Source organism: Pseudomonas sp. LRF_L74 (assembly GCF_965644255.1).
GTDB lineage: Bacteria > Pseudomonadota > Gammaproteobacteria > Pseudomonadales > Pseudomonadaceae > Aquipseudomonas.
In genome coordinates, this window is sequence record NZ_CBFFRH010000006.1 from 263,125 (window position 1) to 276,643 (window position 13,519).

Consider the following 13,519-nt stretch of genomic DNA (forward strand, 5'->3'; position numbering starts at 1 on the left):
CACGCCTGATACCAAGAGCTTTGTACACAAGAAATGAGGAAAGCTATGCGCATGCGCGCACTGATTGGCGGGGTGGGGATTCTGTTGGCGGCGATGGCTGTCGATGTGCTGGCCGCTACGCAAGTGCGTGGGGTCCGCCTGTGGCGCGCTCCGGATAACACCCGGCTGGTGTTCGATCTGTCCGGCCCGGTACAGCATAGTGTGTTCACCCTGGCGGCGCCCAATCGCATCGTGATCGACGTCAATGGCGCCGAACTGGCCACCAAACTCGAACAGTTGTCGCTCAGTAATACGCCGATCACCTCGATTCGCTCGGCCCAGCGCACGCCGACCGATCTGCGTCTGGTCCTCGATCTGTCGTCCGTGGTGACGCCGAAGAGCTTCACCCTGGCGCCCAATCAGCAGTACGGCAACCGGCTGGTCGTCGACCTGTATGACGATGCCGCCGCCGCTGCTGGCGCGACAACGCCGCCGCCGAGCGATGCCGGCACCACGGCCGCCGACAAGGTCGCCCAGGCGCCCGTGGTGCCGGCGGCACCCGAGCCACCGGCCAGGCAGCCTGTGGCCCCCGGCGCCAAGCGCGATATCGTGATCGCCATCGATGCCGGGCATGGTGGCGAAGATCCCGGCGCGATCGGGCCGAATCGCAGCGTCTTCGAGAAGAACCTCACCTTGTCCATCGCCAAGGAACTGCAACGCCAGATCAACGCCGAGAAAGGCTTCAGGGCCGAGCTGACGCGAACTGGCGACTACTTCATTCCGCTGCGCAAGCGCACCGAGATCGCCCGCAAGAAAGGTGCGGACCTGTTCGTCTCCATCCATGCCGACGCCGCGCCCAGTCGCAGTGCCTTCGGCGCCTCGGTGTTCGCCTTGTCCGAGCGCGGGGCGACCTCCGAGACCGCGCGCTGGCTGGCGGACAGCGAGAACCAGTCCGACCTGATCGGTGGTGCCGGCAACGTCAGCCTGGATGACAAGGACCGTATGCTCGCCGGCGTCTTGCTGGACCTGTCGATGACCGCCTCGCTGGCCTCCAGCCTCAATGTCGGGCAGAAGGTCCTCGGCCATGTCGGCAGCGTCACGCCATTGCACAAGCGCAGGGTCGAGCAGGCCGGCTTCATGGTGCTGAAATCACCGGACATTCCATCGATCCTGGTAGAGACCGGCTTCATCTCCAACCCCAACGAGGCCAAGAAACTGGCCACCAGCGGCCATCAGCAGGCTCTGGCGCGTTCCATCACCGCCGGGGTTCGCCAGTTCTTCCAGCAGAATCCGCCGCCGGGCACTTACGTTGCCTGGTTGCGCGACTCCGGCAAGATCGATGCGGGACCGCGTGAGCACCGGGTCGCTTCCGGCGAAAGCCTGGCACTGATCGCCCAGCGCTACCAGGTCAGCCTGGCCGCCCTGCGCAGTGCAAACTCGCTGAAGAACGACACCATCAAGGTCGGACAACTGCTGAACATTCCGGCGACCTCCCTGGCGGCGCAGCCATGAGCGAGACGGCACGCATTCACCTGCTGAGCCCGCGCCTGGCCAACCAGATCGCCGCGGGCGAGGTGGTCGAGCGTCCGGCCTCGGTGCTCAAGGAACTGCTGGAGAACAGCCTGGATGCGGGTGCTTCGCGCGTCGATGTCGAGGTCGAGCAGGGTGGCGTCAAGTTACTCCGCGTGCGTGACGACGGGGGGGGAATTCCCGCCGATGACCTGCCCTTGGCCCTGGCGCGCCACGCGACCAGCAAGATTCGCGAGTTGGAAGACCTGGAAAGCGTGATCAGCCTGGGGTTCCGTGGCGAGGCGCTGGCATCGATCAGCTCGGTGGCCCGGCTGACCATGACCTCGCGCACCGCCGATGCCAGCGAGGCCTGGCAGGTCGAAACCGAGGGGCGCGACATGGAGGCGCGCGTGCAGCCGGCCGCGCATCCGGTCGGCACGACCGTCGAGGTGCGTGATCTGTTCTTCAATACCCCGGCGCGGCGCAAATTCCTCAAGGCCGAGAAGACCGAATTCGATCATCTGCAGGAAGTCCTCAAGCGCCTAGCCCTGGCGCGCTTCGATGTGGCTTTTCACTTGCGTCACAACGGCAAGACCATCCTTGCCTTGCATGAGGCGCCAGACGAGATTTCCCGCGCGCGCCGCGTGGCCAATGTCTGTGGCGCGGCGTTCCTCGAGCAGGCGTTGCCGATAGAGATCGAGCGCGGTGGCCTGCGTCTTTGGGGCTGGGTCGGCCTGCCGACCTTCTCGCGCAGCCAGGCTGACCTGCAGTATTTCTACGTCAATGGCCGCATGGTGCGCGACAAACTGGTCGCCCATGCGGTGCGCCAGGCCTATCGCGATGTGCTGTTCAACGGGCGCCACCCGACTTTCGTGCTGTTCCTGGAGATCGATCCGAGCGTGGTGGATGTCAACGTCCACCCGACCAAGCACGAAGTGCGTTTCCGCGACAGCCGCATGGTCCACGACTTCCTCTACGGCACCCTGCACCGTGCCCTGGGCGAAGTCCGTCCTGAGGACCAACTGGCAGCGCCGGCCTCGGTCGCCCCGGTGATTCGTGCTACCGGCCAGGCCGCCGGCGAGTTCGGCCCGCAGGCCGAGATGGGCCTGTCGGCCAGTGTCCTCGAACAAGCCGTGCAGCAGCCGGCGGCGTCGGTATGGCGTTCGCCAGGGGCCGGTTACCAGGCGCCGCGTACACAGCCCGGCGCTCCTTTGGCCGAAGTGCAGGGCGCCTATCGCGAGTACTTTGCACCGCTGCCCGAACAGCAACCCGCAGCGCTGCCTGAAAGCGCAGGCGATATTCCGCCGCTCGGTTACTCCCTGGCGCAGCTCAAGGGCGTTTATATCCTGGCCGAGAATGCCCAGGGCATGGTCCTCGTGGACATGCATGCCGCTCACGAGCGCATCACTTACGAGCGCCTGAAAACGGCGATGGCCAATGAAGGATTGCGTGGTCAGCCGTTGCTGGTGCCCGAGTCCGTTGCGATGAGTCAGCGTGAGGTGGATTGCGCCGAAGAACATGCTCAATGGTTCATGCGTCTCGGTTTCGAGTTGCAGCGCCTGGGGCCGGAGACCCTGGCGATCCGGCAGATTCCAGCGCTGCTCAAGCAGGCCCAGGCAAGCCGCCTGGTCAGCGACGTGCTGGCCGATCTGCTCGAATACGGCACCAGCGACCGCATCCAGGCCCACCTCAACGAGTTGTTGGGGACCATGGCCTGCCACGGTTCCGTGCGTGCCAACCGGCGCCTGACCATTCCCGAGATGAATGCCCTGCTGCGCGACATGGAAAGCACCGAGCGCAGCGGTCAGTGCAATCATGGCCGACCGACCTGGACCCAACTGGGCATGGATGACCTGGACAAACTGTTCATGCGTGGGCGCTGATAGAACCTGATGAGCGCCTCTCTGCCCCCGGCCATCTTCCTGATGGGCCCTACCGCTGCCGGCAAGACCGACCTGGCCATGGCCCTGGCCGATGCTTTGCCCTGCGAGTTGATCAGCGTCGACTCGGCGCTGGTCTATCGCGGCATGGATATCGGCACCGCCAAGCCCGACGCCCAGACCCTGGCGCGATATCCGCATCGCCTGATCGATATCTGCGATCCGGCGCAAGCCTACTCGGCCGCCGAGTTTCGTCGCGATGCCCTGGACGCTATGGCGGATATCACCGCTCGCGGGCGCATTCCGCTGCTGGTCGGCGGCACCATGCTGTATTACAAGGCCCTGGTCGATGGCCTGGCCGAGATGCCGGCCGCCGATCAGGGCGTGCGCGCGCAGCTTGAGGCGCTGGCGGCGGAGGAAGGCTTGGAGGTGCTGCATCGCCAATTGGCCGAGGTCGACCCCGAGTCGGCACGGCGCATTCATCGCAATGACCCGCAGCGTTTGATCCGTGCGCTGGAGGTCTATCGGGTGAGTGGCATGAGCATGACTGCCCATCGGCTGCGACAAGCTGCTGAAAATGGCGGATCAGAGCGCTCCGACGCCTCGCGTTTGCCTTATACTGTCGCTCGTTTTGCCATTGCCCCCCAGCAGCGGTCGATCCTGCATGAGCGCATCGCTCTGCGTTTTCGCACGATGTTGGAACAGGGATTCGTCGATGAGGTCGAACTTCTGCGCCAGCGCAGTGATCTGCATCCGGGTCTGCCTTCCATTCGTGCGGTAGGTTATCGCCAGGTGTGGGATTATCTGGATGGCAAATCGACGCATGACGAAATGCTGGACAGGGGAATCGTCGCTACCCGCCAATTGGCCAAGCGGCAATTCACCTGGTTGCGCAGTTGGAGCGATCTGCATTGGCTCGATAGCCTGGCCAATGACAATCTTCCCGTTGCCTTGAAATACCTGAACTCGATCTCCATATTGGGGTGAGTCCCATTCGGCGGCCAGCTATCCTTTGTTTTAAATCGTGATACGGCATAAGCCAACTTTGCTTAAATACCTTTGACCCCTACAGGAGTGCGGCACATGTCAAAAGGGCATTCGCTACAAGACCCTTACCTCAATACATTGCGTAAGGAACGCGTCCCCGTTTCCATCTATCTGGTCAACGGCATCAAGCTGCAGGGCCAGATCGAGTCCTTCGACCAATTCGTCATCCTGCTGAAGAACACGGTCAGCCAGATGGTCTACAAACACGCCATTTCCACCGTCGTCCCGAGCCGCCCCGTGCGCCTGCCGAGCGTCGGTGAAGGCGAGCAGAACGAGCCGGGCAACGCTTGACGGGAGTTCGCCTTGTTCTTTGAACGCCACGGTGGTGGTGAGCGAGCGATCCTCGTTCACCTTGAGGGCAACGATCCCGAGGCGCGCGAAGATCCGCAGGAGTTCCGTGAACTGGCGCTTTCTGCGGGGGCGGACCTAGTGGCGTTCGTCAGCGTGGCACGCCATCAGCCCACTGCAAAGTTTCTGATCGGTAGCGGCAAGGTCGAGGAAATTCGCGACCAGGTCAAAGCCGAAGAGGCTGAGCTGGTCATCTTCAATCACACCCTGACGCCGAGCCAGGAGCGAAACCTGGAGCGGATGTTCGAGTGTCGTGTGCTTGATCGTACAGGGCTCATCCTCGACATCTTCGCCCAGCGCGCGCGTACCCATGAAGGCAAGCTGCAGGTCGAGCTGGCCCAGCTCGAACACATGAGCACGCGCCTGGTGCGAGGCTGGACTCACCTTGAGCGGCAGAAAGGCGGTATCGGTCTGCGCGGGCCTGGGGAAACCCAGCTCGAGACTGACCGCCGGCTGTTGCGTGTGCGTATCCGCCAGATCAAGCAGCGCCTGGAAAAGGTTCGCGGCCAGCGTGAGCAGGCTCGCCGCGGGCGTCGGCGTGCGGATATTCCCTCTGTGTCGCTGGTCGGCTACACCAACGCCGGCAAGTCCACCCTGTTCAATGCCTTGACCACGTCCGAGGTCTACGCGGCCGATCAATTGTTCGCCACCCTCGACCCGACCCTGCGTCGCCTCGAACTGGACGACCTCGGGCCGGTGGTCTTGGCCGATACCGTAGGCTTCATTCGCCATTTGCCGCACAAGCTGGTCGAGGCTTTCCGGGCTACGCTCGAAGAATCGAGCAATGCCGACCTGCTGCTGCATGTGATCGATTCCCATGAGCCCGAGCGTGACGAGCAGATCGAACAGGTGATGGCGGTGCTGGGCGAGATCGGTGCGAACGAGCTGCCTATCCTTGAGGTGTACAACAAGATCGATCTGCTCGAGGCGGTCGAGCCGCAGATCCAGCGCGATGGCGATGGTCGTCCGCAGCGAGTCTGGTTGTCTGCCCGGCAGGGCAAGGGGCTCGATCTGCTGCGCCAGGCGGTTGCCGAGTTGCTCGGCGACGATCTTTTCGTTGGCACTTTGCGCTTGCCGCAGGCGCTCGGACGTTTGCGTGCACAGTTCTTTGCGTTGAATGCGGTGCGTAGTGAGGGGCATGACGAGGAGGGTGCTGCGCTATTGGCGGTGCGCTTGCCACGTGTAGAGTTGAATCGCCTGGTCAGTCGAGAAGGGTGGCAGCCCGACGCGTTCATCGAGCAACACACTTTGCAATAAAGCCTGGATCGTCGTTTTTGCGGCGTGAGCCAGGCATCTGTAGCATTGGGCGGCGCGCCGCGGGCGCGTCTTCGCTTTATCAGATGGAGAGCGCTATGGCTTGGAATGAGCCGGGGGGCAACTCGAACAATCAGGATCCCTGGGGAGGCCGCAGGAATGGCGGTGGTGGTCGCAAGGGACCGCCGGATCTGGATGAGGCCTTTCGCAAGCTGCAGGAGAGCCTGAACGGTATCTTCGGTGGCGGAAAGAAACGCAGCAGTGGCGACGACAGCGGTAGCCATTCGGGTGGCGGCGGCTTCGGCCTGCTGGGCATCGGCGTTGTCGTCGTACTGCTGATCTGGCTGTGGAACGCGGTGTATATCGTCGATGCCCAGGAGCAGGCGGTGATCCTGCGTCTCGGCAAATACCACGAGACGGTCGGGCAGGGCCTGAACATCTACTTCCCGCCGATCGACAAGAAGTTCCAGGAGAACGTGACCCGCGAGCGTTCGTTCACCAAGCAGGGCACGATGCTGACCGAAGACGAGAACATCGTCGAGGTGCCGCTGACCGTGCAGTACAAGATCACCAACCTGAAGGACTTCGTGCTCAACGTGGACCAGCCGGAGGTCAGTCTCCAGCACGCCACCGAAAGTGCCTTGCGCCACGTCGCCGGTTCCACCTCGATGGACGAGGTGATCACCCTCGGCCGTGAAAAGATGTCGGTCGAGGTGAGCAAGCGTCTGCAGGACTTCCTCGATACCTATGGCACCGGCATTACCGTGACTCAGGTGAACATCCAGCGCGCGACCGCGCCGGCCGAGGTCAAGGATGCCTTCGATGATGTGATTCGTGCCCGTGAAGACGAGCAGAAAGAGCGCAACCAGGCCGAGAGCTATGCCAATGGCGTGGTGCCCGAGGCGCGTGGCCAGGCGCAGCGGATCATCGAAGATGCCAATGGCTATCGCGATGAAGTGGTTTCACGCGCGCAGGGCGAGGCGGATCGCTTCAGCAAGCTGCTGACCGAGTACCGCAAGGCGCCCGAAGTCACGCGCCAGCGTCTCTATCTGGACACCATGCAACAGGTCCTGAGCACTTCGAGCAAGGTGCTGGTCACCGGCAAGGACGGCCAGAACAACCTGCTGTACCTGCCGCTGGACAAGATGGTCGGCAGTGGTAATCGCCCGCAGTCGGGCGCTGTTTCGGATTCTGCAGGTGCCGGCGATACGACCACGCGGATCATCAATGGTCTCGATCAGCGTGACCTGCGCACCAGGGAGGGCCGTTGATGAGCAACAAGTCCATATTCGGCTTGATCGGCCTGATCATTCTGGCGGTCATCGCCTGGAACAGCCTGTACATCGTCAACCAGACCGAAAAGGCCGTGCAGCTGCGCTTCGGTAAGATCGACGTGGCCGACGTGGCTCCGGGCCTGCATGTGAAGATCCCGGTGGTCAACCAGGTGCGCAAGTTCGACGCGCGCCTGCTGACTCTGGAGTCGCCCATCCAGCGCATCCTGACCCAGGAAAAGAAAGCGGTGATGGTTGATGCCTACGCGAAGTGGCGGGTGGCCGATGCCGAGCGCTTCTACACCGCGACCTCGGGTATGAAGCAGATTGCCGACGATCGCCTGTCGCAGCGCCTGATTTCCGCGTTGGCCAACCAGTTCGGTACCCGCACCCTGCACCAGGTGGTGTCCGGCGAGCGTGACAGCCTGATGGCGGCGATCACCAGTTCGCTGAATACCATGGCGCAGAAAGAGCTGGGCATCGAGGTCGTCGACGTGCGCGTCAAGGCCATCGACTTGCCGAAAGAGGTCTATACCAGCGTCTTCGATCGCATGAGTTCCGAGCGTGAGCGCGAGGCCCGCGAGCATCGCGCCAAGGGCAAGGAACTGGCCGAGGGGATTCGTGCCGATGCCGACCGGCAGAAGCGCGTGCTGCTGGCCGAGGCCTATCGCGAGGCGGAAGAAGTGCGTGGCGATGGCGATGCCAAGGCGGCGTCGATCTATGCGGCAGCCTACGGTGCGGACCCTGAGTTCTATGCCTTCTACCGTAGCCTGGGCGCCTATCGCGACAGCTTCACCAGCAAGAGTGACGTGTTGGTGCTGGACCCGAACAGCGAGTTCTTCCGCTATCTGAAGCAGTCCAAGCCCTGATATCGATCGCCCTGGCGCGGCCATTCGGCCGTGTCGGGGTGACCGTCGGGGAAAACGTTGTTATCATGCGGCAGCCGGGAAAAACCCGGCTTTTTTGCGTCTGTGGGAATCATGTTTCAGGAAATCGGCATCGCGTTGTGTTTGTTACTGGTGCTGGAAGGCATCCTTCCTTTTGCTTATCCGCAGCGTTTGCGCAAGTTGCTTGCGCTACTGGCGCAACTGTCTGACCGGCAGGTGCGCGTCATGGGACTTGCCAGCATGCTGCTGGGAACCGTCCTCCTTTATCTGCTTCACTGATGGCTCGCCGCCCAGACCGAAAGAGGAATGGCGAAATGGCAACGGTAGACCGCTGGCTACTGCCAGATGGCATCGAAGAAGTGCTGCCGCCGGAAGCGGCGCGAATCGAGGCGGCACGCCGCCAGGTGCTGGACCTGTTCCAATGCTGGGGTTACGAGTTCGTCGTGACGCCCCATATCGAATACCTTGAATCCCTGCTCACCGGTGCCGGCCAGGACCTGGATCTGCGTACCTTCAAGGTCACCGATCCACAGTCCGGGCGCCTGATGGGTTTTCGTGCCGACATCACGCCCCAGGTCGCGCGTATCGATGCGCACACCCTGCGCCGCGAAGGCCCCAGCCGGCTGTGCTACGCCGGCAGTGTGCTGCATGCACGCCCGCGTGCCTTGTCGACCTCGCGCAGCCCGATCCAGTTGGGCGCCGAGCTTTATGGCGATGCCAGTCCGGCGGCGGATGTCGAAGTCATCAGCCTGATGCTCGATACCCTGGATGTGGCGCGGGTGCCGGATGTGCACATGGACCTTGGCCATGTCGGCATCTATAGAGGGCTGGCCCGTGCCGCCTCGCTCAGCGGTGAGGTCGAGCAGCGCCTGTTCGATGCTCTGCAACGCAAGGCCATCGACGAGGTCGAGGCGCTGACCGCCGCGCTGCCGGCCGACCTGGCTGGCATGCTGCGCGCACTGGTACAGCTTTGCGGTGAGCGTGATGTGCTGGATCAGGCGCGGGTCATTCTCGCCGGTGCCCCCGATGCGGTGCTGTCCGCCCTGGATGAGTTGCGGGTCATCGCTGACGAACTGGCGCTGCGCTACCCTGCGCTGCCGCTTTATTTCGATCTGGGTGAGCTGCGTGGTTACCACTATCACACGGGCGTGGTGTTCGCCGCGTTCGTACCCGGCGAAGGGCAGTCCATCGCCCAGGGTGGTCGTTATGACGACATCGGTGCTGATTTCGGTCGGGCACGTCCTGCCACCGGTTTTTCGACCGACCTGAAGACCCTGGTCAGCCTGGGGGACATGCAGGTGGACGAGGTCGCTGCCGGTGTCTGGGCGCCGCAGGCCGGGGATGTCCGGTTGTGGCAAGAAATCCAGCGCCTGCGCCGTGACGGTGTGCGCGTCGTGCAGGCGTTGCCAGGCCAGGATGCGTCCGTGGCCATCGAAGTGAATTGCGATCGCGGCCTGGAGCTGCGTGACGGACAGTGGCAGGTTGTCGCGCTGCCGCGCTGAATGATTTCTCGCCGGCCGAGACCGGTGTCGAGCTTCCGTGAAGAGGATCAGAGTTATGGGTAAGAATGTCGTCGTCCTGGGCACCCAGTGGGGTGATGAAGGCAAGGGCAAGATCGTCGATCTGCTGACCGACCAGGCTGCCGCCGTCGTGCGTTATCAGGGCGGCCACAACGCCGGCCACACCCTGGTGATCGACGGTGAGAAAACCGTCCTGCACCTGATTCCGTCGGGCATCCTGCGTGAGAACGTGCAGTGCCTGATCGGCAATGGCGTGGTCGTCGCTCCCGACGCGCTGCTGCGCGAAATCACCAAGCTCGAAGAGAAGGGCGTGCCGGTGCGTGAGCGTCTGCGCATCAGCCCGTCCTGCACCCTGATCCTGCCGTACCACGTTGCCTTGGACCAGGCGCGTGAGAAAGCCCGTGGCGATGCCAAGATCGGCACCACTGGCCGCGGTATTGGCCCGGCCTACGAAGACAAGGTGGCGCGCCGTGGCCTGCGCATTGGCGACCTGTTCCATCGCGAGCGTTTTGCCGCCAAGCTGGGCGAGCTGCTCGATTACCATAATTTCGTGCTGCAGAATTACTACAAGGAACCGGCGGTCGACTTCCAGAAGACCCTGGATGAGGCGCTGTCTTATGCCGAGATCCTGCAGCCGATGATCACCGATGTCGCCGCACGCCTGCACGAGTTGCGCAGGGAAGGTGCCTTCATCATGTTCGAGGGTGCCCAGGGCTCGCTGCTGGATATCGATCACGGTACCTATCCATTCGTTACCAGCTCCAGTACCACTGCTGGCGGGACCGCCACGGGTTCCGGTTTCGGTCCTCTGTACCTGGATTACATCCTCGGTATCACCAAGGCCTACACCACCCGCGTCGGTTCCGGTCCGTTCCCGACCGAGCTGTTCGACGAAACCGGCGCCTATCTGGCCAAGCGCGGCCATGAGTTCGGCTCCACCACCGGTCGCGCCCGTCGTTGCGGCTGGTTTGATGCCGTGATTCTGCGCCGCGCGATCGAGATCAACAGCCTCTCCGGCCTGTGCCTGACCAAGCTGGACGTACTCGACGGCCTGGAAACCATCCGCATCTGCGTGGGTTACAAGGACCAGAATGGCGAGGTTCTGGTCGACGCACCGACTGACGCAGACAGCTACATCGGCCTGCAACCGGTCTACGAAGAGCTGCCGGGCTGGAGCGAGTCCACCGTTGGTGCCAGGACGCTGGAAGAGCTGCCGGCCAATGCCCGCGCCTACATCAAGCGTGTGGAAGAGCTGGTTGGTGCGCCGATCGATATCATCTCCACCGGCCCGGATCGCAACGAGACCATCGTGCTGCGTCATCCGTACGCCTGATCCTTGATCGGATCGAAAAGAAGGCCGCTCATGCGGCCTTCTTTGTTTGTGCTGCACTCAGAGGGCGCATAAACGTAAACAGGCCCTGTTCTTGCTTCAGTTTTGCCGAGTGCAGCCGATTTAGCTGCTGTAGCTTCGCTCGACTGGAGAGGTATCGGGTCCATGCTGTTTTCGTTATTGAAAAGCCGCCTGCTGCGTCCTGTCTTCATCACCCTTGGCCTGGCCGTGCTGGCGCAGGTCGGCGTCGCGGTATGGCTTACGCGGACCACGGTGGATGGGCTGGCCGTTGATCTCACTGCGCGCCTGGCAAATGAAAGCGCTCGCCTGTCCAGCGAACTCGACACGGCGAGTCGCGAGATGCGCGAGGGGTTGTCGACGCTGTCCAGCAACACGCGTACCCGCCTGTCCGGCGGGCTGACCACGCAGTTGAAGGAAGAACAGGAGCAGTTGCGCAAGGTGCTGGGAGAGAACCTGAAACAGTCAGGCAACTCCATGGCGCAATTGCTCGCCGGTGTGGCGCCCAAGGCCATCTGGGACAAGGACGCGCCGGCGCTCACCGCCTATACCCGCATCGTGCAGCGCGATCCGAGCGTGTTGTTCGCCATTTATTACGATGCCGAAGGCCAGCGTCTCACGCGCAACTTCAACCGTAGCAATCCCCTGGTGCGTGATCTGGTCACCAAAGGTAACGGCGATACGCCGCTCGACAAGCTGGTGGATGCTGCGTCGCGCAGCCCTGACGTTTATGTGATCGAGGTGGATATCAGTCCGATGGGCTCGTCGATCGGCAAGATCCAGTTGGGTTTGTCCATGGCCGAGGCGGAGAAACAATTGGCTGCTCTGGACAGCCGTTTCGCTACGCTGGTGGGCAATGCCGGCACCCTGGTCGACAGTAGCCTGGCGGGGGCGGCACAGGACAGTTCTCAGGCGTTGCAGCAGCGTTTGCAGGTTGCGGAGCAGGCCACCCATGACATGAGTCGCAACAGCGAGGAACTGGTGCAGGGGGCGGCCGGCAGCTTGCGTTGGCGCATTGCTGGCGGATTGCTGGTGGTTGGGTTGTTGGTGCTGGCTGCTGTGGCGCTGGTGCTCGGCTGGCGGGTGCTCAGTCGCCTGCAGTTGCTGATTGCGGCCTTGCATGACCTGGCGGCTGGCGAGGGTGACCTGACCCGTCGGGTGCAACTCGATAGTCGCGATGAGGTTGGCGATATGGCTGATGCGGTGAATCGCTTCATCGCCAAGTTGCAGCCTATCGTGCGTGAGGCGGGCGAGGTGGCGCTGAAGACGGGTGAGGAAATCCGCAGCCTGACTGCCAGGAGTGCCGCCGCCGAGGCGGCCTCCGGGCGCCAGCGTGACGAGGTGGCGGGTAGCCTGCAGGCGTTGCAGGAAATGGCCGGCACGGCCGAGGTCCAGCGTCAGGCGATGGAGGAGGCGCGTCAGCGGGTCACGGCGATTCGCCAGGCGGCGCGTGACAATGCGGCAATGGCGGAGCGGGTCGGTGCCCTGATCGAGGAGTTGGTTGCCCAGGTTGGCACCGGTTCCGCGGTGATCGAGCGTCTGGCTCGACAGAGTGAGCAGATCGAAGTTGTGCTGACAGTGATCCGCTCGATTGCCGAGCAGACCAATTTGCTGGCGTTGAACGCGGCCATCGAGGCGGCGCGGGCTGGGGAGAGTGGACGTGGCTTCGCGGTGGTCGCTGACGAGGTGCGTGCTCTGGCCAGCAAGACCCAGCAGTCGACCGGCGATATCCAGGCACACATCGGTGCCTTGCAGCAGGGCGCGCGCGAGGCGGTCGGTGTCATTGGCCAGGCTGGTGAGCAGGCCGCACTGGGTTTGCAGGTGCTGCGCGACAGTGTGCGCCTGCAGCAGACCGTGCAGGCGTCGGTGGATGACGTGCACGGCGCCATCGACAGTGCCAGTCGTGCGGCTGCCGAGCAGGCCGATGGCGCGGGTGCGGTGCGTGGGCGGGTGGAGGTGATTCATCATGAGGCGCAGCTTGCCGCCCGTGAGGTCAGCGAGACGGCGGCGAGCGGTCGTGTGCTGGATAAGCTTGTCGGCCAGTTGAAAGCCAGCTTCGCCCAGTTCAAGGTCTGATCGACCTGGTGCGGTTGCCGTCTCCTTTTCAGCGGTCGAAAAAAAACCGAATCTTGCGATTCGGTTTTTCGAATGTGGTGCCCAGGAGAAGACTCGAACTTCCACGGTGTTGCCACCGCTAGGACCTGAACCTAGTGCGTCTACCAATTCCGCCACCTGGGCACATTGCGATGATCGCTCATCGACTTCTTGCAGCATTCATCAGTTGCCTGATCGGCTTTGCTGCGCCGTTCGATTCGAAACCGAGTCGTTGACTCGGCTTCTGAATAAGTGGTGCCCAGGAGAAGACTCGAACTTCCACGGTGTTGCCACCGCTAGGACCTGAACCTAGTGCGTCTACCAATTCCGCCACCTGGGCACGGGAAACAATGATTAATCGCTGTTTCCGTGTTACAACGTC

Annotated in this window: 11 protein-coding genes, 2 tRNA genes and 1 pseudogene; 12 read left to right on the forward strand and 2 right to left on the reverse strand. The window is 62.8% G+C overall.

Annotated features, from left to right (window positions below; genetic code table 11):
- The first annotated feature begins 45 nt into the window (after nucleotides 1-45).
- The 12 genes and pseudogenes from ACSZPK_RS16990 (at nucleotide 46) to ACSZPK_RS17045 (ending at nucleotide 13,119) form a co-directional block, all read left to right on the forward strand.
- The gene (locus ACSZPK_RS16990; protein WP_437882655.1) at nucleotides 46-1,491 is read left to right on the forward strand and encodes an N-acetylmuramoyl-L-alanine amidase; all 1,446 of its coding nucleotides are present in this window, start codon (nucleotides 46-48) and stop codon (nucleotides 1,489-1,491) included.
- Complete coding sequence (gene mutL, locus ACSZPK_RS16995) at nucleotides 1,488-3,371, forward strand: DNA mismatch repair endonuclease MutL (protein WP_437882656.1); 1,884 nt, start codon at nucleotides 1,488-1,490, stop codon at nucleotides 3,369-3,371. Before ACSZPK_RS16990 ends, mutL begins: the two co-directional genes overlap by 4 nt.
- A 9-nt stretch (nucleotides 3,372-3,380) precedes the next feature.
- Entirely contained in the window at nucleotides 3,381-4,355 is a 975-nt protein-coding gene (miaA, locus tag ACSZPK_RS17000; RefSeq protein ID WP_437882657.1) for a tRNA (adenosine(37)-N6)-dimethylallyltransferase MiaA, read from the forward strand.
- A 96-nt stretch (nucleotides 4,356-4,451) separates the two neighbouring features.
- Nucleotides 4,452-4,706, forward strand: coding sequence for an RNA chaperone Hfq (hfq, locus tag ACSZPK_RS17005; protein WP_437882658.1), 255 nt, complete (start codon nucleotides 4,452-4,454; stop codon nucleotides 4,704-4,706).
- Between the two features lie 12 nt (nucleotides 4,707-4,718).
- Nucleotides 4,719-6,020 (forward strand): ribosome rescue GTPase HflX, encoded by a 1,302-nt coding sequence (gene hflX / locus ACSZPK_RS17010; RefSeq protein WP_437882659.1) that lies wholly within the window; start codon nucleotides 4,719-4,721, stop codon nucleotides 6,018-6,020.
- Between the two features lie 95 nt (nucleotides 6,021-6,115).
- Nucleotides 6,116-7,288: an FtsH protease activity modulator HflK gene (gene hflK, locus ACSZPK_RS17015; protein ID WP_437882660.1), complete on the forward strand. Its 1,173-nt coding sequence runs from the start codon at nucleotides 6,116-6,118 to the stop codon at nucleotides 7,286-7,288.
- Entirely contained in the window at nucleotides 7,288-8,157 is an 870-nt protein-coding gene (gene hflC / locus ACSZPK_RS17020; RefSeq protein ID WP_437882661.1) for a protease modulator HflC, read from the forward strand. Before hflK ends, hflC begins: the two co-directional genes overlap by 1 nt.
- 111 nt (nucleotides 8,158-8,268) lie before the next feature.
- Entirely contained in the window at nucleotides 8,269-8,454 is a 186-nt protein-coding gene (locus ACSZPK_RS17025) for a DUF2065 domain-containing protein (RefSeq protein WP_437882662.1), read from the forward strand.
- Nucleotides 8,455-8,489: 35 nt separating this feature from the next.
- Nucleotides 8,490-9,677, forward strand: a complete 1,188-nt coding sequence (locus ACSZPK_RS17030) for an ATP phosphoribosyltransferase regulatory subunit (RefSeq protein WP_437882663.1) — start codon at nucleotides 8,490-8,492, stop codon at nucleotides 9,675-9,677.
- Between the two features lie 55 nt (nucleotides 9,678-9,732).
- The gene (locus tag ACSZPK_RS17035) at nucleotides 9,733-11,028 is read left to right on the forward strand and encodes an adenylosuccinate synthase (protein ID WP_437882664.1); all 1,296 of its coding nucleotides are present in this window, start codon (nucleotides 9,733-9,735) and stop codon (nucleotides 11,026-11,028) included.
- 972 nt (nucleotides 11,029-12,000) lie between these two features.
- A pseudogene (locus ACSZPK_RS17040) lies at nucleotides 12,001-12,261 on the forward strand (HAMP domain-containing protein); the annotation flags it as partial.
- Nucleotides 12,235-13,119 (forward strand): methyl-accepting chemotaxis protein, encoded by an 885-nt coding sequence (locus ACSZPK_RS17045; RefSeq protein ID WP_437882874.1) that lies wholly within the window; start codon nucleotides 12,235-12,237, stop codon nucleotides 13,117-13,119. The pseudogene ACSZPK_RS17040 and the gene ACSZPK_RS17045, both read left to right, overlap by 27 nt.
- Before the next feature lie 75 nt (nucleotides 13,120-13,194).
- Here the strand turns inward: ACSZPK_RS17045 and ACSZPK_RS17050 are convergent.
- Nucleotides 13,195-13,281: transfer RNA gene (locus ACSZPK_RS17050), tRNA-Leu, on the reverse strand.
- A gap of 109 nt (nucleotides 13,282-13,390) precedes the next feature.
- Nucleotides 13,391-13,477: transfer RNA gene (locus ACSZPK_RS17055), tRNA-Leu, on the reverse strand.
- Between the last annotated feature and the right edge of the window lie 42 nt (nucleotides 13,478-13,519).